Below are 21,078 nucleotides of genomic sequence, written 5' to 3'. Positions count from 1 at the left end.
AACAGGCCGCGGCTACCTAACCATGAAGAAAAGAGCATTGTTTGAAAAACTTCCGGATAAAATCCCTTCGGGAAACGCACCAGCTTACGCCGCAGCTGCGCTGGTATTCCTGCTGTTTTTCAACTTCATCACCGTCGGAGCGCATGTTTTCGGCGATATTGGTCTGTTTCTGAAAGCAACATCGCTGAACGTTGCGCTGTTGGCGGCAGTCTACGCCGGGCAGTTACGTGCGGCTCGCTACATTACGACCCATTACAGCGATTTGCAGAAAACACTCATTCGCGTGGCACTATCCATTTCGGCCTACGCCGTGATTTCAGGCGTATTCGTGCTGCTGACTGCCTGGCTCTACATCGACAAGCGGCTGTTCGGATCGACACTGAGCGTTCACTCGCTGGTCATGATTTATATTGTGAACCTGGCCGCCATTGTGCTGATCACCGGTTTGTGGGAAACGTTCGATGCCCTCGCGCGCTGGCGCCAGCACGAGATCAATACCGAGCGGATGATGAAAGAGAATGTAAACGGACAGCTCGAAAGCCTGAAAGCGCAGATCAGCCCGCATTTTCTTTTCAACACATTAAACTCGCTTTCTGCATTAATTGGCGAGGACGCGGAAAAAGCCGAGGAATTTGTGGACGAAATGGCACGCGTTTACCGGTACTTGCTACAAACCAACCATTCGTCCGTCGACGAGGGAGATTTCGGGCAGTTAACGACGTTAAAAAAGGAACTATCGTTTATCGAATCGTATGGACATTTGCTCAAAACGCGCTACGGCGACGGTATGAAGCTCTACATCCACGTGGAGGAGTGCTTTATGGATTGCCGCATTCCGCCGCTGACATTACAGCTGCTGGTCGAAAATGCCGTGAAGCATAATGTGATCCGTGCCAGCAGGCCGCTGACTATTTTCATATTAAGCACCGTAGACGGACAATTGATGGTGCGTAATAATTTACAAAAGAAAAACCTGACGGCGGGCGCAGAAAACATCGAGTCTACACGCGTTGGATTGACCAACATCATAACCAAATATCAACTGCTCAGCGAGTACCGGCAGGGCCTGCCCCAGCCTGTGATCGAAAGCAACCACGAGTTTTTTACAGTAACCTTACCACTGATTTCCTGAAAGTTATGAATGCGCTTATCGTTGAAGATGAAGATTTGTCGGTCCGCCGGCTGAAAAAAATGATCGGGGAAGTAGCGCCGTCGCTGGATGTGGTGGGCGTTACCGACAGCATCGAGCAAACAGTGGAATGGGTACACGAAAACCGCGCGGCCGGCAAATCCGATCCGGACCTGATCTTTCTCGACATCGAGTTATCCGACGGCCAGAGCTTCGAAATTTTCAACCGGATCGAAGTAACGAGTGCGATTATCTTCACGACCTCTTACGATGAGTACGCATTGCAGGCCTTCAAACACAACAGCATCGACTACCTCCTCAAACCCGTGCATCGCGACGATTTGCAGCGGGCTTTGCAGAAATATGAAAAAATGAAAAGCCAGCCCGTCGCCGATCACTCGCTGGCAAGCATCCGGAAACTGCTGGAAGATTTCAAAAAGGCGTCGTCCGTGGAATACCGGCAGCGCTTCCTCGTGAAACAAGGACAGAAAATGCTCTCCATTGAGGTCGGAGAAATCGCCTATTTCTTTACCGACGACCGGTACAGCTTCTTCATGACCGATTCCAACCAGAAAATGCTCGTCGACTACACCCTCGATGAACTCGCCGAATCGCTCGACCCTTCCCGCTTTTTCCGTATTAACCGCGGTATGATGGTCACCCACCGCTCGGTCGACAAAATAGATCCCTATTTCGGCAACCGCCTCGCCCTCACGCTCCGGCCCGCACATAACAAGGAAGTGCTTGTAAGCCGGGAAAAAGTGGGAGACTTTAAGATATGGATGGGTAAATAACCAAATAGGCCCGGCGATATATCAAAATATACAACAGTCGGTTACAACCATTATGCAACGCACGGCATCAGGAAGTAAAACCAGTATTGAAATGAAACCAACTCGACTGCTACTATTCCTGGCCCTATGCTGCGCGGCATGTACCGAATCCTCCACTGAACCGGAAATCATTATCGATCCGCCTGCTGAACCAGTAATTATCGCCGCGCGCTTTTACTTCACCGACCAGTCGCATTATAAAGTCGAATACCACCGCAATGCAATCGGCTTGGTTGAAGCGGAAATCCAGTTCAAGGAAAACGGAGACACGCTCTCCGTGAATAGGTACAAATACACTAACTACCAACTGACAGAACAGCAAATCGGCACCAACCCCAAAGTAGCCGGATTTACCTATCGATATAAAGGTGACACCCTTGTCGCTGCGGAGTACAAGGATGCTGCCACAAGTCCCAGGCCACAGCATTTCACGAGGACTTATTCCTATCCCGAAAAGAACATGGTACTGATTGCGGAACAAAACATGCTTACGAAGGCGGTGCAGCACACTTACTTATATTTTCAACAAAGCAACGTTGTCAGAAGCAAAACGCTCGACTCTGTTACCGACCGCGTTATAGAAGAGGTGCAACTCGAATACGACGAACGTCCCAACCCTTACTACAATTTGACGGGTAGGAATGGACTTCCGATGTTTCGCTCACAAAGCAATGTAACCGTCATCAAAACGCTTTTCCGGAATGGAGAATCCGTCAACTCCGAAGTCAGGTATGCGTATGATTATCAGGGTCCCTGGCCGGTTAAAAAGTATCAGGTTCTGGCCAACAACCAAAAGCTGCTCGAACAGGAATACATCTACAACCGGTAGCGGCACTCAGACTTTTAGTACCAACCGGTCTTCGAGCGACGCGTTCACGCCCGGCTCCGTGCGTCGCTCGTGCGGGAGCGTGTAGAACTCCACGGTAATCGTGATGCCGCCGGCAGTTCTTTCCAGAAGCACTTTCAGGAAGCCGTGCTTGGTGTCGCAGCTATATTCGAGGTTGACGCCGTCAAATTCCGGCAGGTCGCTGCGGAAGCGGTAGTCGCTGGTATACGCCACCGGGTGCAGCTCGTCGTAGCCGCCGCTGCCTGCCACGATGAAGGGCAGCACTCGACCGCTACCCTTGTAATGCCGACTGAAACGCTGGTAATTATGCACGTGCCCGCTGAAAACGATGTCCGGATAAATGCCGGTCTCTTCGAAAACGCCTTCCAGCAGTTCGATCATCGGCATACTGGAACCGTGGTTGATATCTGCCGAATATGGCGAATGGTGGAGGCAAAGGATCACCGCTTTATCTGGGCGTTCGCTGTCCGCGCGTTTGAGTTCATGGACTAGCCAGTCGCGTTGCTCGTCGGTCACCACTCCGAACTTCGGAACGTTGCTGTACATCCCGATGATATTTGCCAATGGCGTTAGAAGCGTCCAGTACACATTAGGCTGCACCATGCTCTTGCGTTGTGCATTGCCGCTGAAAGGGACAGTCCGCCGTTCGGTATCGCAGAAAACTGCCGTAAATGCATCCAGGCTATGATAGCGGACGCGGCTATCCGGGTTAATATCGCTGTCGTGATTGCCCGGGATGGCGAAAATCGGGCCGGGATATTGCTGATAAGGTTCGAAAAACTGGCGCTGATACTGGCTCGCCTCGCCGAAATTGTAGACCACATCGCCTAGGTGAAACAGGAACTGCGGCTCGTACCCCGTTTTTTCGGTCGCCACAAACTGCTTCACCATCTCCCCGACCACCAGCTTCTGAAAATCCGGCGTGCGGATACTACCGGTATCGCCCACCATATGGAACGCCAGCTTGTTCTGGTCCGGAACCGGGTCAACCGATTCAAGATCTAAATGATAGGGATATTTCCCGGACGGTTTCGGGGCAGGCTGGTACTTGAATGTATCGTCGGGAACGTCTCTTTTGAAAACGGGTTTGGAGAATTTCTTGGAAAAATCTGATTTCATTACGGATGGCTGCCATTTATCAGCCTTTTGGTATTTGCTGATGGCAAGCTAGTAAAAAAACAGAGCTTGGGGGCGTAAAATTTGTATTAATTCCCGCCGGCCCCAAGCTGCTGATATTATTTAAAAACGCTCCTCACCACCCCTCCAACCGGATGGTTAGCCGTAAACTTCAAACCCATCAGTTGCGCAACAGTCTGTGCGAATTGGTCCTGGTAAACCTGCGACCGGCTTTTCATTTCACCGCTCGCCGGGGTATCCGGGCCTATGATCGCCATCCAGGTTTCGTTGGAACCCGGCGCCGAAGTGCCGTGGCTCGTCCAGCGATCGCCGGTACCGCGGCCGTGGTCGGGGTAGATGATCATGGTGGTTTTGTCCTTGTAGAACGGATCGGCCTGCATGTAGTTCCACAGGCTTGCTACCATCGCATCGACGTAATGCGCGCCGTCGAGGTATGAGTCGTACTGGCCATGGTGACCGAACTCGTCCATATCGGCGAAGTCGATATGCACCACGCGCGGGTGGTTCGCCTCGATGTACGAGCGCGTCAATGCATAAGTATGCGCGTCGAAACGTACCGTTTTGCCGAAATATTCAGGCAGGTAGTTTTGAAGTTCGTTGGCCAGTTTCTGGGCTTCGGTGAGGTTGTTTCCTTTTACCTTCTCACCGGGAATGTTCACCAGCATGCCATTGCGATCGCGGTTGAGAATGCGGGAAAGGGCATTCCAGGAAGCGAACGTGACCACTTTTCCTTCCATACCTTTCTGTTTGTTGAAGAATTCCAGCACATTCTCGTTCGGGTTGTTTGGGTAGTCGTTGCTATTGACTTTCTCGTCGTAATACCCGCAAAGCGTTTCGCTACGGCCCGGATAAGAAAACCAGTATTTGTTGCGCACGTTCATCAGGTTTCCCAAATCGCGGTTACCATAGAGCTGTCCGTGTTTTGAAATAGTATTCCAAAAGAAAGGCATCAGCTTGTTGCGGCGCTCGGCGAGGGTTTTGCCCCAGTATTTCGCGCTCATCGCGGCCGAATCCTGCTGGCGGTATTTTTTGGTATAAAACAAAACCGAATCGGCGCCGCGAAAGATCTCCTGCCAGCGACAGCCGTCGACGGAGATCATGACCACATTTTTCGTTTTGGTTTGGGCGGTAGCGGCAGTACTCAGAACTACTATACACAGGGCCGCCAGGATCGGGGTGAGTATAAGGGTTTTCATGATGTTAAGGTTAAGAGTCCGGAAAAGTAAAAACTTCCTCCGGACAGACGATCCGAAGGAAGGATAAATTTATTTAATAAGCCACATCAAGCCATTCTGGGTGTCGGCTCCATTGAACTGCGTTTTGAGCGCGGCTTTCACATTCACCTCATTGGTCGTGTATTCAGAGGTCGGGTAAGCCCAGCGGACGGGAATCTGATTGTTGTTCGCATTGGATTGTCCGATATCGAATGCAGGAACACCCGTCCGGCGATAGTTGTAAAACGCCTGGCGCCCCGAGTTTTCAAAGAATGCCATGTATTTCTGTTCGAGTATCTTCTGCAACCCATTTTCCGTGTTACCGGGGTAAGGGTTCGCTGCCAGGAACTTATCGATCTCAGACTGGGCGATGTTGTAAAACTTCATCGATTCGGTAACGCCCTTGTTGTAATAATCCGCCGCATTACCCGCGAGCCAGCCGCGATTGATACCCTCGGCAATGCTGAAATTCACTTCGTGCGCACCCAGCTGAATCGCAGGTACACCGGCTGCCGACGCTTCCCAGTAATCAAAATTAATCATCGAGAGCAGCCCTTTTCCCGCTTCTTCGAGCAATGTCGATTGCAGGTCGCCGGTCTTGCCGCCGCCATAGCGCAGGTACACATCCGGGTTGCTTTTCAGAGCTTCGGCAGGCAATGCTACTACGAGCAGGCGTGGGTCACGGGTAGTTTTGGCGATATTCACAAACGTGGCCCCCAGGGTGTTGCGTTTGTCGTTCTTCACCACTACCCCGTTACTCGGCCACAGCGGGTAAGTATTGATGGTATTGTAAACAACCTGGAAGTTGTCCGCATTGGTATTAATGAGCGGGTATTTCGCCGGATCGTTCACGATCGTTGCGAACTGCTGCTTCACATTCAAGTCGGGGGTATCGTCGGCACGCTTGCTCAGACTTATCAGCACCCGCAGTCGGTAGGAATTGATCAGCTTCTGCCATTTGGCGAGGTCGCCTCCGTACAGGTAATCGCCCGAAATAGCCGGCTTTTTCGCGATGAGCGCGGGCATTTCGGCATTGGCTTCGTCCAGCCATTTCAAAACCTGGATGTAAATATCCTTCTGGCTGTCATATTTAGGCTTAAAAACCTCATCGCTCACGCCTTTGATCGCTTCCGACATTGGGACGTCACCGAACATCTCTGTGGCGCGGCTATAAAAGTACGCCTTGAAAAACTTCGCAAGCGTGAGGTAATGCGCGCCCACGTCGCCAGTTTTGGCAGCTTCAATCTCCATGCGGCTTACATTGCGGAGCGAGTTATAGAAAACATCATAGGAACCGGTCGTCCAGCCATAGGCCTGTCCATCGTAATAGGCCTCATTCTGCGTCATGAACTGGTTATGACGGTGATCGGTACTCCATGGCGAATCCCAGGTATTGTTCAGAATCCCCGTGAGGATAAGGTCCGCCGATGGATTGGTAATCGCACCCGGGTCCTTTTGCAGCGTATCGATATCCTGGCAACTTCCCAGGCCAAGCGCCAGCGTTAATATCATGTACTTGATCTTTTTCATTGGTAATTCCGGTTAGAAAGTCACATTCAAATTGGCCCCGAAGCTCTTCACAGACGGCGTCTGGAAGCTGGTAGTCGTGCCTGTAAACTGGTCGAGGTCGATGTTTTTAGTATATTTTCCTGTAAAATACAGCAGGTTACGTCCCACAAGCGAGAGGCTGGCCGCCGATGCGAAACGTGTTTTGGAAAGTAGTTTCGCGGGGAAATTGTAGGTCAGCACGACTTCACGCAACTTCACGTAGGTACGGTTCTTGGCCGCGATGTAATTGGATTGATAGTAATTCGTCGCCCAGGCCTGCCACAGCACAGGCACATCGTTCGGCGCAAATTCACGGGTGTCTGAGATCACATTCCCGTCCTGATCGGTGTTCAGCTGCCCTTTCACGATACGCTTGCCGGAGGTCATAACAGAACCCTTATAGTCCGCATTATCACGGTTTTGCCAATCTTTCAGGCGGTATTCATTTGCTGATTCCGGCGCTGTACCGCTACCGAATTGTTTGGTATACATGTAGTTATTAACCTTTCCCCCGAAGCGACCGTCGACCTGAAAGCTCAGCGTGAGCGACTTGTGCGTGAACGTGTTATTGATTCCCGCAGTGAATTTGTTGTCGTAATATCCGATTTTGGAATTGTACGGATTATACGCAGGCATCCCGTTCGAGCCGACGATGATATTACCGGTTTCATCCCGCTGAAAATCTTTGATATAGTAAGCATCCTGACGCTCGCCAACATGAATGTTACCGTCACGCTGCTGCACACCATCGATCTTGTCGAGCCATTTGTGGTTCAGGGACCAGTTGGCCGACACATTCCAGGTGAGATTTTCGTTCTTCACAGCCGTTCCGTCCACGCCCAGTTCGATCCCCTTTCGTACATAGGTGAACGCATTGCGCTGTACGCCCGACACCCCCGAGGTCACGGACGTAGGCACGCTCACGATACCGGGGCCTTCCACGTTCCGGAACACCGCCGCGTCGAAACCGAGCCTGTTATGCAGGAAACGCATTTCCAGACCGAGTTCGAAGGTTTTCACACGGGCCGCTTGCAGGTTGTCGCTGTAAAGCGTGCCAGTGTAGCTCACGCCGGTGTAGGAGTTATTCCATGGCGCCGAGCTCGTGTAGGTCGGAAGCAGTTTGTAAATATCATATTGAAAATTCTCATCTACAAAATCGCTCGCCACGTTGGCATAGGCTCCACGTACCTTCGCAAAAGAAATAGCCTGCGGCAGATCTATCACCTCCGAAAGCACCGCGCTCAACGAAGCCGACGGGTAGAAATAGGTATTGTTCTTCTTCGGCATCGTACTCGAACGATCGGCCCGGCCGGTAAGGCTCAGGAAGAGGAAGTCCTTGTAATCCAAATCCACAAAACCATAAACACTTCCTACCCAGCGCTTGGCATAGTCGTTGGTGGACGTTGAAGGCTGTACGGAGTTCGAAAGATCATACACACCCGGTACGAGCAGGCCTTTGGTAGTCTTGCCGGTGAGCGAAGTCACTTTCACCGAGCGGAGGTTTCCGTACAGCGAGGCATTCAATCCGAAATCCTGCCCGAAACGGCTCTCGTATTTCAAAGAAGTCTCAGTGTTGTTCTCCCAGAATGTATCATAGATTTCGGAATAGCCACCGGCCTGATTCGGGAAACCGAAATTGTAAAGGTTTGACGAAATCGGGGCACGGGTACTGCGGTTGCGGTTCCAGGTACTCACATTGGTACGGGCATTGAACGTCAGCTTGTCGCTGATTTTGTAGTTCATTTGCGCGAAACCGTACACATCGTTCTTGTAATAGGTTTTCAATGCTTCATAGGCGGTCATCCAGGGATTGTCGTAAATGGTATACTCCCGGTTGTATTGCTGTGCGTGTTCCTTGCCGGGCTGCCAGTAATTGCGGAGGTCGTTCACATCGTAGTCCACCCCACCCCACACGGTGAATATGTAAATAGGGCTTGCGGGGCCGTAGTCGAGCGTCGGATAATTGGGCGAATACTGGCGGTTGTAGTTGATACTCGCATCGAAGCGCAACTTTTTACCTGCATTAATTCCTCCTGAAATGTTCACGTTGGTACCACCGAGTTTGGTATTCGGCATCTGGCCGCGCTGGAATGTCTGGGAAAGCGAAAGGCGGAAGTCACCGAACTCGTTTTTGCTCGAAATAGCCAGGTTATTGGTGCTCAGCAAGCCATTGCGAAGGAAGTTGGTGAGGTTATCCTTCCCTCTCGCGAGCCAGGGAATCGGCACCAGCTCTCCTGTCTTGGGGTCTTTGGGGCTATTGTATTGGGTAATGAGCTGCCCTTCAAAACGGGGACCCCAGATATTATAGTCGTTGTCGTTGATCCCGCCGCCCCGACCATCCTTGAACGCGTATTCGTAATCGCTGCCTGGACCGTATTCCGTCTGATACTTGGGGATTGCGTTAAATCCGGTTTGCAGCTGGGTACTCGAATTGAAATCGACCGTGAACCCTTTCTTCGCGCCGCTGCCTTTTTTGGTGGTGATAATGATCGCCCCATTCTGGCCGCGGTTACCGTACAATGCCGCCGCACTTGCTCCTTTCAGAACGGAATAGGTCTCAATATCGTCCGGGCTCAGGTTCCAGGAATCGGTGTTCATCGGCACGCCGTCGACGACATATAATACCCTGTCGCGGCCGCGCAGGGTCACCTGCGGGCTGGATAGCAAATCCGGGCTTTGCGCGATGGTAAGGCCTCCCACTTTACCCGTCAGTGAGCTGATCGCATTCGGTTCCCGCGCTTTCACCATGGTTGCGCCCTTCACTTCCGATACCGAATAGCCGACCGCCTTTTTCTCTTTTTTAATACCCAAAGCCGTGACGACCACTTCATTCAGCTGCCGCTGATCGGCCGTCAAAGCAATATCTATCACCGTTCTGTTTCCAACCGCCATCTCCTGTGAAATGAAGCCAAGAAAGGAAAACACCAATGTATCTTTCTCACTATCAACCCTCAAAACGTATCTCCCGGTAGCATCGGTCACCGTCCCGCGCGACGTCCCTTTGATGAGGATATTCACCCCAACTAGCCCTTCCTTGCCTGCTCCTTCCGTTACCCTGCCGCTAATAGTCCGTTCATTCTCCGCGGTGTTAATTGTCGAACGTACAAGTTTATACGTATGCTCCCGGGCGGGAACATTTCCCTCAGTAGGCCTGGCAGCATAGGCGTGCACTTCACAGGGAAGCATCGCCGAGATCCCCAGGCACAGCGCGAGCGCAACAGACCAGCACCCGCCAGGGCGCTTCCGCTCTAAAAACGTAATCTTTCTTTTCATAAGTGATTGTTAATTAGCTGGTATTTCAAAGTCAAAAGGGTCCCATCGAAGGCCAAAAAGCCTTCTTGCAAATGAGCGCGCGGTAAACACGAGCAAAGCGCTGCACTAGCACCTGTCAGCCTGGTGCCCAAGTACGATTGCCGGGCACATTAATCCCGGCCAACAGCGGTCGTCCAAAACAAAGTTTTCGGTTATTTCATGTACAGTCTGGATTGTGAACAAATACTAAACAGTCTTTGATTAATCACTACTTCGAAACATTCTGCGGCTGAGACCTAAAAGTAAAGTATAATTAAACAAACCAAAAGCATTTTTCAATATTTATCTCAAAATACACCATTCTGTGCTCGAACACACCGCCTTAGATTTACAAATACTCTATATTTTCATCCAACGGCACAAAGATACTTCTAAGTTTGTAGAGGAAATTTATCTTAATGTTAATTAATATTTAACTTTCCAAGGCCACTTTCTCGTCTGGCGGCAAACCCTTAAAGCCGTTGCTGCATTGCCCGCGATTGTTAAGTATTTAAGAACAATTAAAACTTCGCATTTCCCTAACAATGGCTTAATACCAGGGGAGCATCTTTGCGGTACTTATGAAAATATTCCGCGTCATACTGCTCGTTTTTGGTTCGTGGCTACTCTGGCTGCTCGTGTCCCAGTTCTTATTCTGCCCTCGTTATCAGTTCAATACCCCTATTCCTTTCGAAGGCTCCGTCCTTTACAATCCCTATGATTCGGTCAGCGGCTCAAGCTGGGTCAAATGCAACTTCCACGCGCATTCGCACGCATGGGAGGGCGTAACCAATGGGCATGGGACCGCAGCCGACATCCACAATGCCTACAAAGCGCTGCATTACGGCGTACATTGCGTATCGAACTATCACCATATCGACACTACGCATTGTAATCAGGTCAATTATCTTCCGGCGTATGAGCACGGGTATAATATCCGGAAAACACACCAGCTCGTGCTGGGAAGCACTGAAATACAATGGCTGGATTATCTTTTTCAGCAGACCGCCCACAACAAGCAGCATGTATTGAAACATCTGTCCGGCCCCGACAACGTGGTGATCCTCAACCATCCGGCACTCAAAAACGGATATACCACCGAAGACCTCACCCAACTCGCGAACTACGATTGCATGGAGGTATTGAACCCTTCGGTAACGTCTACTGCACAATGGGATGCGGCATTGTCGGCCGGTAAGCGCGTATTTATAGTAGGCGACGATGATATCCACGATGTCATTTCAAAAAAACGGCTCGGCACGAGGTGTACCTTTGTGAATGTCAGGAACAATTCGGCACGCGAGGTGATACATGCATTGAAAACCGGGCAGAGCTACGGGGTGATCGTCGGTGATAACCAGCGCCACGATGCTATTCCGCAACTGAAAAGCCTCACGGTGCGCCACGAAACGATCCAGGCCCTGATGACGCAAGCAGCCAACGAAGTGACCATCACCGGCCAAAACGGCAAGATACTTGCACTCGCCCGCCATACCGACCGCATCAGCTACCGCATTACGCCCGACGACCGCTACGCACGCGTGACGTTCAAGTATGCAAACGGCACGGAGATTTTGCTGAACCCTGTGTTTTTCACCCCTAAAAACGGGTACGAGCCTATGCCGGTTTATGAGAATTTCCATGAGACCATGTTTTTCCGGAGCATCGGTACCTGCATTCTGGGCGGATGGCTGCTCCTTGTGGCACGCCTGATGACCGGCCAGCGGCCGCAACGCTACGGACGACGCAGACTGTCATGGTGATAGAGCAGCTCCAAAAACACCCGCTAACCACATTGGCGATCGTTTTTACGACGATCCGCCTCCTCATTGCCAACCTTATCAACCTCGGCAACGACGAAGTTTACTATTTCACCTACGCCGTACTGCCCGATTGGAACCATTTCGACCATCCGCCGCTGGTCGGGATTTTTATCCGCATTTTCACCTTCAACCTCCATTGCAACGCGGAAGTATTTGTGCGGATGCCCGGCATTGTGGCCGCAGCTATTAATACCTGGCTCATCGCCGGTTGCGGGACGCTGATCAAAAACCGGAATGTCGGCCTGATCGCCGCCGTGCTCTATAATACTTCCGTTTATACGAGTATTCTTTCCGGCATTTTCATCCTTCCCGATTCAGTGCAGCTTACATTCTGGCTGGCTGCGTTGTATTCCATGCTGAGGTCTATCAAGGCTACAAGTCCGTCGGATATCCGCCGGCACCTGCTGCTGACCGGCCTGTGGATCGGCTTAGCGACGATGAGCAAGGTACACGGCGTGTTCCTCTGGTTCGGGTTTCTCGGCTTTATCGTTTTCGATCGCCGCGGCCTGCTTAAAAGCCCCTATCTATATGTATCGGTGGTCATTACTGCATTACTGGCCTCGCCGATTCTATTTTGGAATATAAGCAACGACTTCATTACCTGGCGGTTCCATAGCGAACGCGTGGTGATAGGCAGTGGCGGTATCCATATCAAATCCTTTTTACGGACAACCATCGGCCAGGTTTTGTATGCTAATCCGTTTCAGATAGTCATATTTATCTTAATGGGTAAAACACTGGTACGCAGGGGTTTCGTCATCTCCGCCACAGCTGTGGACGCAACCTCAGCGGCATTGTTATTTTGGTGCAGTTTACCCATCATTGTCTGTACCACGCTCGTTTCGCTTTTTCGCGACACCTTGCCGCATTGGAGCGGACCCGGGTTCCTCGGACTCATGCTGTTAGGGGCAGCCTGGATCGACAAGTTTACTTTCCCAGGGCTCAATAATTCTCCTAAAAAGCTGCTGGCAGGTTCGGTTGGGCTGATCTTTTTCGTATTCACAGTCGGGCCGATCCTCATCCGATGCTACCCGGGCACGATGAGCCCCAAACCGTTTCCGCGCACTGGAGCGGGCGATGCCACTCTGGATATTACCGGCTGGGAGCAACTATTACCGGCATTTGAAAAGCTCCGCAACGACGATATTGCCAGCGGCCGAATGCGGCGCGATGCGCCGATGGTTGTGCACAAATGGTTTCCGGGTGCTCACGTCTATTACCATGTCGCATACCCGCTCGGCATGCGTACCTCCGGCGTGGGGAAACTGGAAGATCTTCACCAGTTCGCCTGGCTGAACCAGCTCTACGGGCAGGTCGCTGCCGGCTCCGACGCCTGGTATATCAGCCCGTCCAACAATTTCAACGATCCGGCGGAGCTGTTTGCCGGGCAATTCGAGCGGTTCGAAAAAGCCGGAACGATCACGCAGCGGCGCAACGGGCGGGTAGCGCGGTACTGGTTTGTGTATCGACTCAAAAATGCGAAGCGCAGTCTGGGTAGATAATTAACGGCCGGAGATGGGGCTAAAGAACGACAAGTGACTACTTCTGACAATCCCGGCCACTACCGCCCAACGGTACTATACTGCAATCGGTGGTTGGATCAACAATAAACTTTCAGCTACATTTTTTCACCTCCATACAACCATTTCCTGATCTTGCGGCCTCTTTGATACGAATACGCTAAAAATCCCCGCATGACTTCGGAAGCCGATCTGATTACTGGTTGCCTTTTAAATGACCGTATTGCCCAGCGACAGCTGTACGACCGCTACAAAAAAACGATGTACACCCTCGCCTACCGCATTACCGGTGATTTCGACGATGCCAACGACGTCTTGCAGGACTCATTTCTGGAAGTATTCAAGCATTTGAACCAGTTCCGGGGTGAGTCGACGCTCGGCGCGTGGGTTAAACAGATCGTCGTCCGGAAATCGACGAAGAAGAAGCGGCTGGTGATCTGGCAAAATGTGGATGATTATACAGGTGAAGGGGTTGACTGGGGTGAATCGGATATCAATGCAGCACATCTTGAAACGGCGGTTTTATCGCTCCCCGACGGCTTCCGGACCATTTTTGTACTTGCGGAAGTGGAGGGCTACACGCACCGGGAAATCGCGGTGATGCTTAACATTTCGGAAGGCACCTCGAAATCACAATTATTTCATGCTAAAAGAAAGCTCCGTGCGATGCTTTCGGCGAATTGACCTTGATTCTCATGGAAAAGAACTATATAAACCTCCAAAATGCGATCCGTCGCTTCCCGGCCTACGAACCGGGGGACGAAGTATGGAATGCGATTAATGAGAACCTGATGGCGCAACCGCTTCGCGAGGCGCTTTCAGAAATGCCCTCCTATGAGCCGGACGACAAACTATGGGACCTCATCGACCGCAAAAATGCGCAGCAGCAACGCTGGAAATGGGGTTATGCGGCCGCCATGCTCCTGATGGCCGCCGGAATTGCCTGGCTGATGCTGCCGGCGCATTCGGCGGACATTGCCTACTCGCAGGAAACCGTCGACCAGCGGCTGCAAATGGATGCCGATTTAAAGACCGATCAGCAGTATCACCGCCTGAAAACCTATTGTGAGACGGAAACGCTGGTATGCCAAAGCACCGAATACAAGTCGTTGCAGCAGGAATATGAGCGGCTCAGTTCGGCGTCGGAGCAGCTCGTCCAGGCCATCGGCGATTACAACACCGAACCGGCCCTTCTCAGGCAGTACAATGAAATTGAAAGACAAAAAACGGACATTCTGAATGCAATGGCCAAAATGATTTAAGCACCTGAATAATGAAAATGTACCTCAAAAATATTCGAAAACAAACATTGCCCCTGCTGCTTGCATGGGCGCTCGGGAGCCTGCCTGCGTACGCGCAGGGGAAGTTGCAGGTGGCCACCAAGCGGATCGAAAAAACAGTGAGCGCGCCTACTGTGCGTACGTTGTATATCAGCGCGGAAAAGGCCGACATCGAGATCGCGACCTGGGACAATTCCGACATTACCGTGGTCATGGAACTTTCGGCCCGTCATCCGGACCGCGCTATCGCTACACAGGACCTCTCCAAGTTGCAGTATATTGCTGATCGTAATGGGAAGGACTATTTCCTGCGCAACTATATTGTGCTAAAAGATGGGGAAAGTAAGCCGGTGTCGAATCTGAAAGCGCGGTATACGATCCATTTGCCCGCATCATGCGCCGTCGACCTCAAAAATTCGTTCGGCACGATTATCCTGCGCGGACTGACCAACCAACTGAACCTCAAAGCGGATTTCTGTACAACAAACCTGACTGGATTGAGCGGCAAAGGTGCCCTGCAAACTACATTCGGTGAGCTTTCTGGCAACGAACTGGCAGGGACATTCACCTTTGCGAGCGACCACACCAATGTCCGTCTCGAACAGATCGCCGGGGCCATCCGGATCGATGCCGCGTACGGAAACGTTGAAATTTTCCCGACGGCGGGCCTCACCAGCCTGGGAATCCATTCCAAAAAGGCGGAAGTGACGCTCCTGGCGAAAAACTGGCAGCATTTCGACTACACCATTAACGGGGCCTATGCCACCATGAAACTGCCTAACGGCTTTAAATGGAAGCGCAATACCGCCGATTTCAAAGAAGCATTTTTTTCCCGCAACCAGCTCGCCAGCGTCGATATCAACGCCGAGTTCGGAAGGGTTACGATTAAATAAAACGGGTGCTTTAACTATTAGCCATGAAGGTAAAATAACCCTCCTCTTTAACCATTTAATACCCTGACAAACAACCGCCTATCGATAACACATTTACCACTTTAAACCTGATCCAACTGTTATTCGATGCAAAAAGGCGTATTGTTTGCCCTGCTCCTGCTGGTTTGCTCTGCTGCACGCGCGCAGGATACCGTGAGCGTATCCTATTCCGAAGAAACCGACACCCTGGTAAAACAGCGTTTCCTGGACCGGTACGAGAATGTGTTTATGACCAAAGTGCCGACGCGGCATATGTTCAAGATCGGATTATCTCAATACTACCAGGCAGTAGCCTTCCCGTTGCAGGACGATAAAATACTGAATAACACATCATTGCAACTAGGATATGAATTCAAATTCCTACCCGCCTTTTCAATCGCATTGGCAGGCCACATGCCTTTTTTTGATCTAAATTTTCCTGTGAGAGAACTTGTTCAATACACAGTAATGGATGCTCAGCTCCGATGGTTTGTTGGAATGGGAAAGCGGATAAAGAAAGGGCTTAGTGCCAATAATTTCAGCGGAAACTATATTGGCTTCTTTTACAATGTCCCGGGTACCGTCGATCACTATGACCCCAAAATTGGATTGAGGCTGGGTATTCAAAGGCGATTTCTTCACCGCGGATTTATGGATTTCAGCTTCTCAATTCACCGGGAAGTTGATAAAGTTGAGTGTTCGACACAGGCAATTCTGGGCATTGCTTTCGGTGACTGGAAAAAAATCGAGAAAGCTCCGCTTTGTGATATTCTTCTTTGTGACGAACAAATTCACAACCAATGGAAAGTACGGTTACCTGAGATTACTGTGGGTTATTACCTCAACAGACTAAAAGCAGGCGTTGCATTCGAACAAAAGATATCCAGTTGGCCCGTAAGCCTCAATTTTCAGCTGGACGCGGCGATGAACAACGGGTTCAATTTTTTGAGGCGGAAAAACAACCTTTACGGCGTTGAAAGGGACTACCAGCACCTTTACTCCCGCGAGAAAATTGTTTCATTCTCGGTTCAACCCAGATACTACGCTTTCACAAAAGCTCAGCAACTCAGGGGCAAAAGCCGCAACGGATTGTCCGGATTGTATGCGGGCTTAAATACCCAATACTATTATTACAAAGGTGACCACGGAGACCCCTATCGTGACAACATTCACAGCGAAGATAACGTAATCAATATCGGTCCATTAATCGGATTTCAGCTCCGGCTCTTCAATCATGGCTATTTCGATTGCAATACTTCCTACAATTTTCAGGATTATCTAAAAAGTACTCAAACAGATTTTGGATTCCGGACGAATATCACTTTAGGCCTGGCCTTTTGACGCTCCCCTTGACAATTATTTTCACGAAACAACAATCCCATGACACGCACTGCGAAAATCTGGGTGGGCATCGCTTTGCCTGTCGTTATCGCCCTATCGCTCCTGATCCGGCACAGAATCGCGGATGTGCCGGCACAAAGTGACCTGCACGAAAAGTATCAGGGCACCCGGATCCAGATCGGACAACAGCTTACGAGGCTCAGACGTGAATTGGGGACAAAACAAATGCACCACTCTCAAAACACCACACTTGAAATAAGAAAGCTCTGGAGCGATCGCGACATGCTCTGCTACATCATCAATGGCAAAAAAAGCCTTTTTCAGTCTGATAGCCTTATTAAACTGGAACGACTCATAGACCACACTGCTCCATTGACGACCGTATTCAAAGAAATCGAACGAGTTGAACAAATCAATGACACCGACTAGCCATTACCGCCATGAAAAACAAAGAAAACTTCACCAATACATTGCAAAATGTAAAAGAATACCTGACAATCCTGACCATCCTGACACTCGCGACACTTACCACTTCCTGCGATCAGTTTGAATTCAGCCCCAACCAATCTTTCGATCATTCCAGCCCTTCCAACCTGAATGCGCAAAACCTGGCCCGCCTCCGCCGGAACGCCGAAAATGACACCGTTACCATCGTTTTTGCCGGCGACACCCAGCGATGGTATGATGAACAGGAACGGTTTGTAAAGAAGGTGAACAGTCTCGAAAGCGTCGACCTGGTACTACTGGCCGGCGATATTTCTGATTTTGGATTATTACAGGAATTCAAATGGGTGCAGAAGCGGCTGTCCGCGCTGCGGGCTCCGTACTTCGGCATTATCGGCAATCACGATATGGTAGCGAATGGCCGGCAAATCTTCCAGCAGATGTTCGGGCCATTAAATTACTCCTTCGTGTACGGGGGTATCAAATTCATTGCCCACAATACCAACGGACTGGAAGCACCCGGCGAAAATATACCCGACATCGGCTGGCTCGCGCACGAATTGCAAAATGCCGAGGGGGCCGATTATCTTATTACCATTTCCCACGTGCCGCCGTTCAATGCAGTGGAATTCGGCACCGAATCAGTGAAACCTTATACCGACCTGTTACAAAACACGCCCAACTTACTGCTCTCCCTGCACGGCCATGTTCATCAACACCAGGATTTCTATCCATTTGGGAATAAGGTGCATTACATGACCAGTTTTTCCTTTGGGCAAAGCGCTTTTGTCCTGCTCCAAATCTCCAAAGGTAAAGTTCTGAAATCCGTTATCGACTACTGACATGAAAAGAATGCTCGCATGGGCGGCGCTCCTTGCAACGGGAGCAGCCAGCAATTTGTATGCCCAATTCGCGAAGAAACTGGTTCCGGATTTTGCACAAATCCAATATGCCGGCAGCAACGGCTGGATAGGCCTCGGTGCCGGGTATGAATTCTTCCACCGGCACTTGCGCACCAACCTGCAATACGGATATGTGCCCCCGGCCAAGGGCGGTCCCCTGCATCTATTCTCCGGCGCTATCTTTTATCAGCCGGTACGCATCCGATCAGGTTCCCGTTTCCAGATCAACCCGCTCGACTTTGGATTTAAAGGCAGCTATCAATTCGGCAACGACTACTTTTTCAAGCTCCCCTCCCGCTACCCACCTAACTACTACTGGTGGAAACCCGCGTTTCGCCTGCATTTGGCAACAGAATCCTCCCTGACCTACAAATTGCGCTCCAATTCCGGGATCCGCATGTTAAGCGCCTACCTTGAATTCAACACGAACGACTTGTACCTCGTCAGCTATGTGCTCAATGCAGGTTCGCTGGGAATCAGGGAAGTCGTAAAGGCCGGTATCGGTCTACGGTTGGGATTTTAGGCAGGTAGAGACGCCGGTTTTCTGCTTTATTATACATTAACCCGCAAAGTCGCACCGGACTGTTATCTTGCGGTATGTCCGATACAACAGCCATGAAATTCATCGACTACACCATTTCGACACCGACCTCAGCCGACTATCCGGTCCTGATCAATATCTGGGAAGCGGCCGTCCGCGCTACCCACGATTTTTTAAAAGATGAACATATCCAGCATTTTAAACCGCTTATTCTGAATCAGTATTTCGACGCCGTCGATCTTTTCTGCGTCCGTGACGAATCCGGCCGGATAATGGGTTTCATGGGGCTTTCCCCAGAAATGGTTGAGATGCTGTTTGTTCATCCCCATTACTTCGGCAAAGGCATTGGCAAAAAACTGATGGAATACGCAGTGCAGAAACGGTCGGTCCGCAAAGTGGATGTGAACGAGCAGAACCCTGATGCACTGGCATTCTATCAGCACCTGGGTTTCGAAGTAAAACGCCGCTCGCCACTGGATAGCTTGGGATTGCCGTTTCCTGTTTTGCATTTGGAATTGCCCTAGGATCATTGGTTGATTGCCGGTTGAGAATCCGATAAACCACCAGAGGAACAAAATTGTTAAATTGGTATCGCTTATCAACCAGCTATGCTATGACTATCCATGAACAGATCGTGCAGGATGTAGAAACAGTAACCCAAGATACTCTTCTTAGGTTGAAACTGTTCGATTTCCTGCAATTCCTAAAAGCTACTTTACCGCAACAGCCCAACAGAGACAAAATACTGTCCCACGCCGGAACTATTGACGATAACGAAGCAAAGGAAGTACTGAGAATCATCCACGACGAGTTCAACAGAATAGACGGTGAATGGCATTAAAACAGATTGCAATCGACACCAACATCGCTATTGAAATATTAAACGGTAATGAAAATACATTGCAAGTGCTATCACAATACGATATTATTGCCTTGCCTGTAACCGTGTGCGGCGAGTTGATTTACGGTGCAAAAAACTCCCGGAAAGCCCGAAGCAACCTCGATCGGTACATATCATTCATAAATGCATGTGAAATCCTAGACGTTAAAACGCCTGTGGCTTCTGAATATGCTTCAATCAAATTAATACTAAAGGAAACCGGACATCCGATTCCTGAAAACGACATTTGGATAGCTGCCGTCTGTCAATCTCACGACGTGCCGTTACTTAGCCGCGACAGGCATTTTTCGTATATTTCAACTTTACATCTTCTCGATCTCTGACATGAGCCGACAATTACTTTTACCGCTTGTCATCTTTGCCATTACCGCCTGTCAGCCCCAAGAAACCCGGCAGGAAACACCGGCGACCGCAAGCTCGAACAACGAAAGCCTCGTCAAACAATACTTTGAGCATTTCAACAACCACGACTGGCAACAAATGGCCGCGATGTATTCCGACACTGCCGACTTCAAAGACCCATCCCTCGGCGAAGGCATCGTTACGCAGACCCACGAACAGATCATCAAAAAATACGGCGAGTTGCAACAGATGATCCCGGATGTACGCGATAGTGTTATCACAATCTATCCCTCGGGGGACAAACACATGATCGTCGAATTCGTTTCAACTGGCACCGCCCCCGATAAATCGAAATTTGCGCTGCCTATTTGTACCATTTTCACGATCGAAAAGGGAAAAATCACCCAGGATTTTACCTATTACGACAATTTCAGTGAATAAACAGACAGATCCAATGAAAGTGCGACCAATTACAACGGAAGGACAATACGACAAAATGCTTAAATGGGTCGATAGACAATTCGACGATCCGCCTTGCATTAAAACTGATGCAGGAGCCCATCTTCAAGCCGCACTAATACTGATCAAAGCCTATGAAGATTTTTGTTATCCGATTGGTAATTATGATCATTAAAACTCCCGTTCCTGGTAAGCCAGTCCCTTCCCTTTCTCGCAATAATCTTTCAGACTGAGCAAAAACATAGCCCAGTTGTAATTGCACCATTGGTAAAACTCGGTCAGTTCGCGCCAGTTGAAATGCTTTAACACGACTGCGGTGATGCCGTTTTTCCTTTCAAAGAGTTCAAACGACACCCCGGTACCGATCCATTCCGGGTCGGAATGGGTACAGAGCCATTCGATGCGCCTGTTTTCCGAGAGTTCAACAATCTGCATTAAAACGCGGTCGTCGTCGCCGAAACCGAAGTCGGAAATAGCACCGACTTCGGTTTGAACCGTCAGGTCGGTGGTCCAGACGTTGCCCAGGCCTTCCTGCGTTGTTAATACCTCGTATATCTTTGAAATGGGTGCCTTGATATAGTTGATGTGCTCGATTTTTTCCATGGCGTTTGCTGT

21 protein-coding genes are annotated in these 21,078 nt (G+C 50.3%); 16 read left to right on the top strand and 5 right to left on the bottom strand.

Annotated features, from left to right (window positions below):
• The first annotated feature begins 22 nt into the window (after positions 1 to 22).
• From AC2YIT_RS07185 to AC2YIT_RS07175, 3 genes are all read left to right on the top strand, one after another.
• Positions 23 to 1,132, top strand: coding sequence for a sensor histidine kinase (locus tag AC2YIT_RS07185; RefSeq protein ID WP_430847866.1), 1,110 nt, complete (start codon positions 23 to 25; stop codon positions 1,130 to 1,132).
• Between the two features lie 5 nt (positions 1,133 to 1,137).
• Complete coding sequence (locus AC2YIT_RS07180; RefSeq protein ID WP_487278753.1) at positions 1,138 to 1,923, top strand: LytR/AlgR family response regulator transcription factor; 786 nt, start codon at positions 1,138 to 1,140, stop codon at positions 1,921 to 1,923.
• Positions 1,924 to 2,014: 91 nt separating this feature from the next.
• Complete coding sequence (locus tag AC2YIT_RS07175; RefSeq protein ID WP_487278752.1) at positions 2,015 to 2,791, top strand: hypothetical protein; 777 nt, start codon at positions 2,015 to 2,017, stop codon at positions 2,789 to 2,791.
• A 6-nt stretch (positions 2,792 to 2,797) separates the two neighbouring features.
• On the opposite strand, the gene AC2YIT_RS07170 is transcribed toward AC2YIT_RS07175, so the two are convergent.
• From AC2YIT_RS07170 to AC2YIT_RS07155, 4 genes are all read right to left on the bottom strand, one after another.
• Positions 2,798 to 3,928: a metallophosphoesterase family protein gene (locus AC2YIT_RS07170; RefSeq protein WP_487278751.1), complete on the bottom strand. Its 1,131-nt coding sequence runs from the start codon at positions 3,926 to 3,928 to the stop codon at positions 2,798 to 2,800.
• 116 nt (positions 3,929 to 4,044) lie between these two features.
• Positions 4,045 to 5,142, bottom strand: a complete 1,098-nt coding sequence (locus AC2YIT_RS07165; RefSeq protein WP_430847858.1) for a sulfatase-like hydrolase/transferase — start codon at positions 5,140 to 5,142, stop codon at positions 4,045 to 4,047.
• 69 nt (positions 5,143 to 5,211) lie between these two features.
• On the bottom strand, positions 5,212 to 6,690 hold the full coding sequence (locus tag AC2YIT_RS07160) for a SusD/RagB family nutrient-binding outer membrane lipoprotein (protein WP_430847856.1): 1,479 nt from the start codon (positions 6,688 to 6,690) through the stop codon (positions 5,212 to 5,214).
• Positions 6,691 to 6,702: 12 nt separating this feature from the next.
• Entirely contained in the window at positions 6,703 to 9,981 is a 3,279-nt protein-coding gene (locus AC2YIT_RS07155; protein WP_487278750.1) for a SusC/RagA family TonB-linked outer membrane protein, read from the bottom strand.
• 599 nt (positions 9,982 to 10,580) lie between these two features.
• Here AC2YIT_RS07155 and AC2YIT_RS07150 point away from each other — a divergent pair.
• From AC2YIT_RS07150 to AC2YIT_RS07090, 13 genes are all read left to right on the top strand, one after another.
• Positions 10,581 to 11,762, top strand: coding sequence for a CehA/McbA family metallohydrolase domain-containing protein (locus AC2YIT_RS07150; RefSeq protein ID WP_487278749.1), 1,182 nt, complete (start codon positions 10,581 to 10,583; stop codon positions 11,760 to 11,762).
• The gene (locus AC2YIT_RS07145; protein ID WP_487278748.1) at positions 11,687 to 13,324 is read left to right on the top strand and encodes an ArnT family glycosyltransferase; all 1,638 of its coding nucleotides are present in this window, start codon (positions 11,687 to 11,689) and stop codon (positions 13,322 to 13,324) included. The genes AC2YIT_RS07150 and AC2YIT_RS07145 overlap by 76 nt, the downstream gene beginning before the upstream one ends.
• A gap of 192 nt (positions 13,325 to 13,516) precedes the next feature.
• Positions 13,517 to 14,026, top strand: a complete 510-nt coding sequence (locus AC2YIT_RS07140; RefSeq protein ID WP_487278747.1) for an RNA polymerase sigma factor — start codon at positions 13,517 to 13,519, stop codon at positions 14,024 to 14,026.
• Between the two features lie 11 nt (positions 14,027 to 14,037).
• On the top strand, positions 14,038 to 14,604 hold the full coding sequence (locus AC2YIT_RS07135; protein ID WP_487278746.1) for a hypothetical protein: 567 nt from the start codon (positions 14,038 to 14,040) through the stop codon (positions 14,602 to 14,604).
• An 11-nt stretch (positions 14,605 to 14,615) separates the two neighbouring features.
• The gene (locus AC2YIT_RS07130) at positions 14,616 to 15,515 is read left to right on the top strand and encodes a hypothetical protein (RefSeq protein WP_487278745.1); all 900 of its coding nucleotides are present in this window, start codon (positions 14,616 to 14,618) and stop codon (positions 15,513 to 15,515) included.
• Positions 15,516 to 15,641: 126 nt separating this feature from the next.
• Complete coding sequence (locus AC2YIT_RS07125) at positions 15,642 to 16,874, top strand: hypothetical protein (RefSeq protein WP_487278744.1); 1,233 nt, start codon at positions 15,642 to 15,644, stop codon at positions 16,872 to 16,874.
• A 39-nt stretch (positions 16,875 to 16,913) separates the two neighbouring features.
• A complete protein-coding gene (locus tag AC2YIT_RS07120; RefSeq protein WP_487278743.1) occupies positions 16,914 to 17,303 on the top strand; it encodes a hypothetical protein in 390 nt (129 codons plus the stop codon).
• Between the two features lie 11 nt (positions 17,304 to 17,314).
• On the top strand, positions 17,315 to 18,160 hold the full coding sequence (locus AC2YIT_RS07115; protein WP_487278742.1) for a metallophosphoesterase family protein: 846 nt from the start codon (positions 17,315 to 17,317) through the stop codon (positions 18,158 to 18,160).
• 1 nt (position 18,161) lies between these two features.
• On the top strand, positions 18,162 to 18,743 hold the full coding sequence (locus AC2YIT_RS07110) for a hypothetical protein (protein ID WP_487278741.1): 582 nt from the start codon (positions 18,162 to 18,164) through the stop codon (positions 18,741 to 18,743).
• Between the two features lie 74 nt (positions 18,744 to 18,817).
• Positions 18,818 to 19,285, top strand: coding sequence for a GNAT family N-acetyltransferase (locus AC2YIT_RS07105; RefSeq protein ID WP_430847834.1), 468 nt, complete (start codon positions 18,818 to 18,820; stop codon positions 19,283 to 19,285).
• A gap of 89 nt (positions 19,286 to 19,374) precedes the next feature.
• Positions 19,375 to 19,602 (top strand): hypothetical protein, encoded by a 228-nt coding sequence (locus AC2YIT_RS07100; protein ID WP_223405718.1) that lies wholly within the window; start codon positions 19,375 to 19,377, stop codon positions 19,600 to 19,602.
• Positions 19,593 to 19,985, top strand: a complete 393-nt coding sequence (locus AC2YIT_RS07095; protein ID WP_430847832.1) for a type II toxin-antitoxin system VapC family toxin — start codon at positions 19,593 to 19,595, stop codon at positions 19,983 to 19,985. Before AC2YIT_RS07100 ends, AC2YIT_RS07095 begins: the two co-directional genes overlap by 10 nt.
• A 1-nt stretch (position 19,986) precedes the next feature.
• Complete coding sequence (locus AC2YIT_RS07090; RefSeq protein ID WP_487278740.1) at positions 19,987 to 20,445, top strand: nuclear transport factor 2 family protein; 459 nt, start codon at positions 19,987 to 19,989, stop codon at positions 20,443 to 20,445.
• A 189-nt stretch (positions 20,446 to 20,634) separates the two neighbouring features.
• Here the strand turns inward: AC2YIT_RS07090 and AC2YIT_RS07085 are convergent, their stop codons facing one another.
• On the bottom strand, positions 20,635 to 21,066 hold the full coding sequence (locus AC2YIT_RS07085; protein WP_430847828.1) for an SRPBCC family protein: 432 nt from the start codon (positions 21,064 to 21,066) through the stop codon (positions 20,635 to 20,637).
• Positions 21,067 to 21,078 lie beyond the last annotated feature (12 nt).

Source organism: Dyadobacter sp. SRI_021 (assembly GCF_057586235.1).
This window is presented reverse-complemented; position numbering and strand designations above follow the sequence as displayed.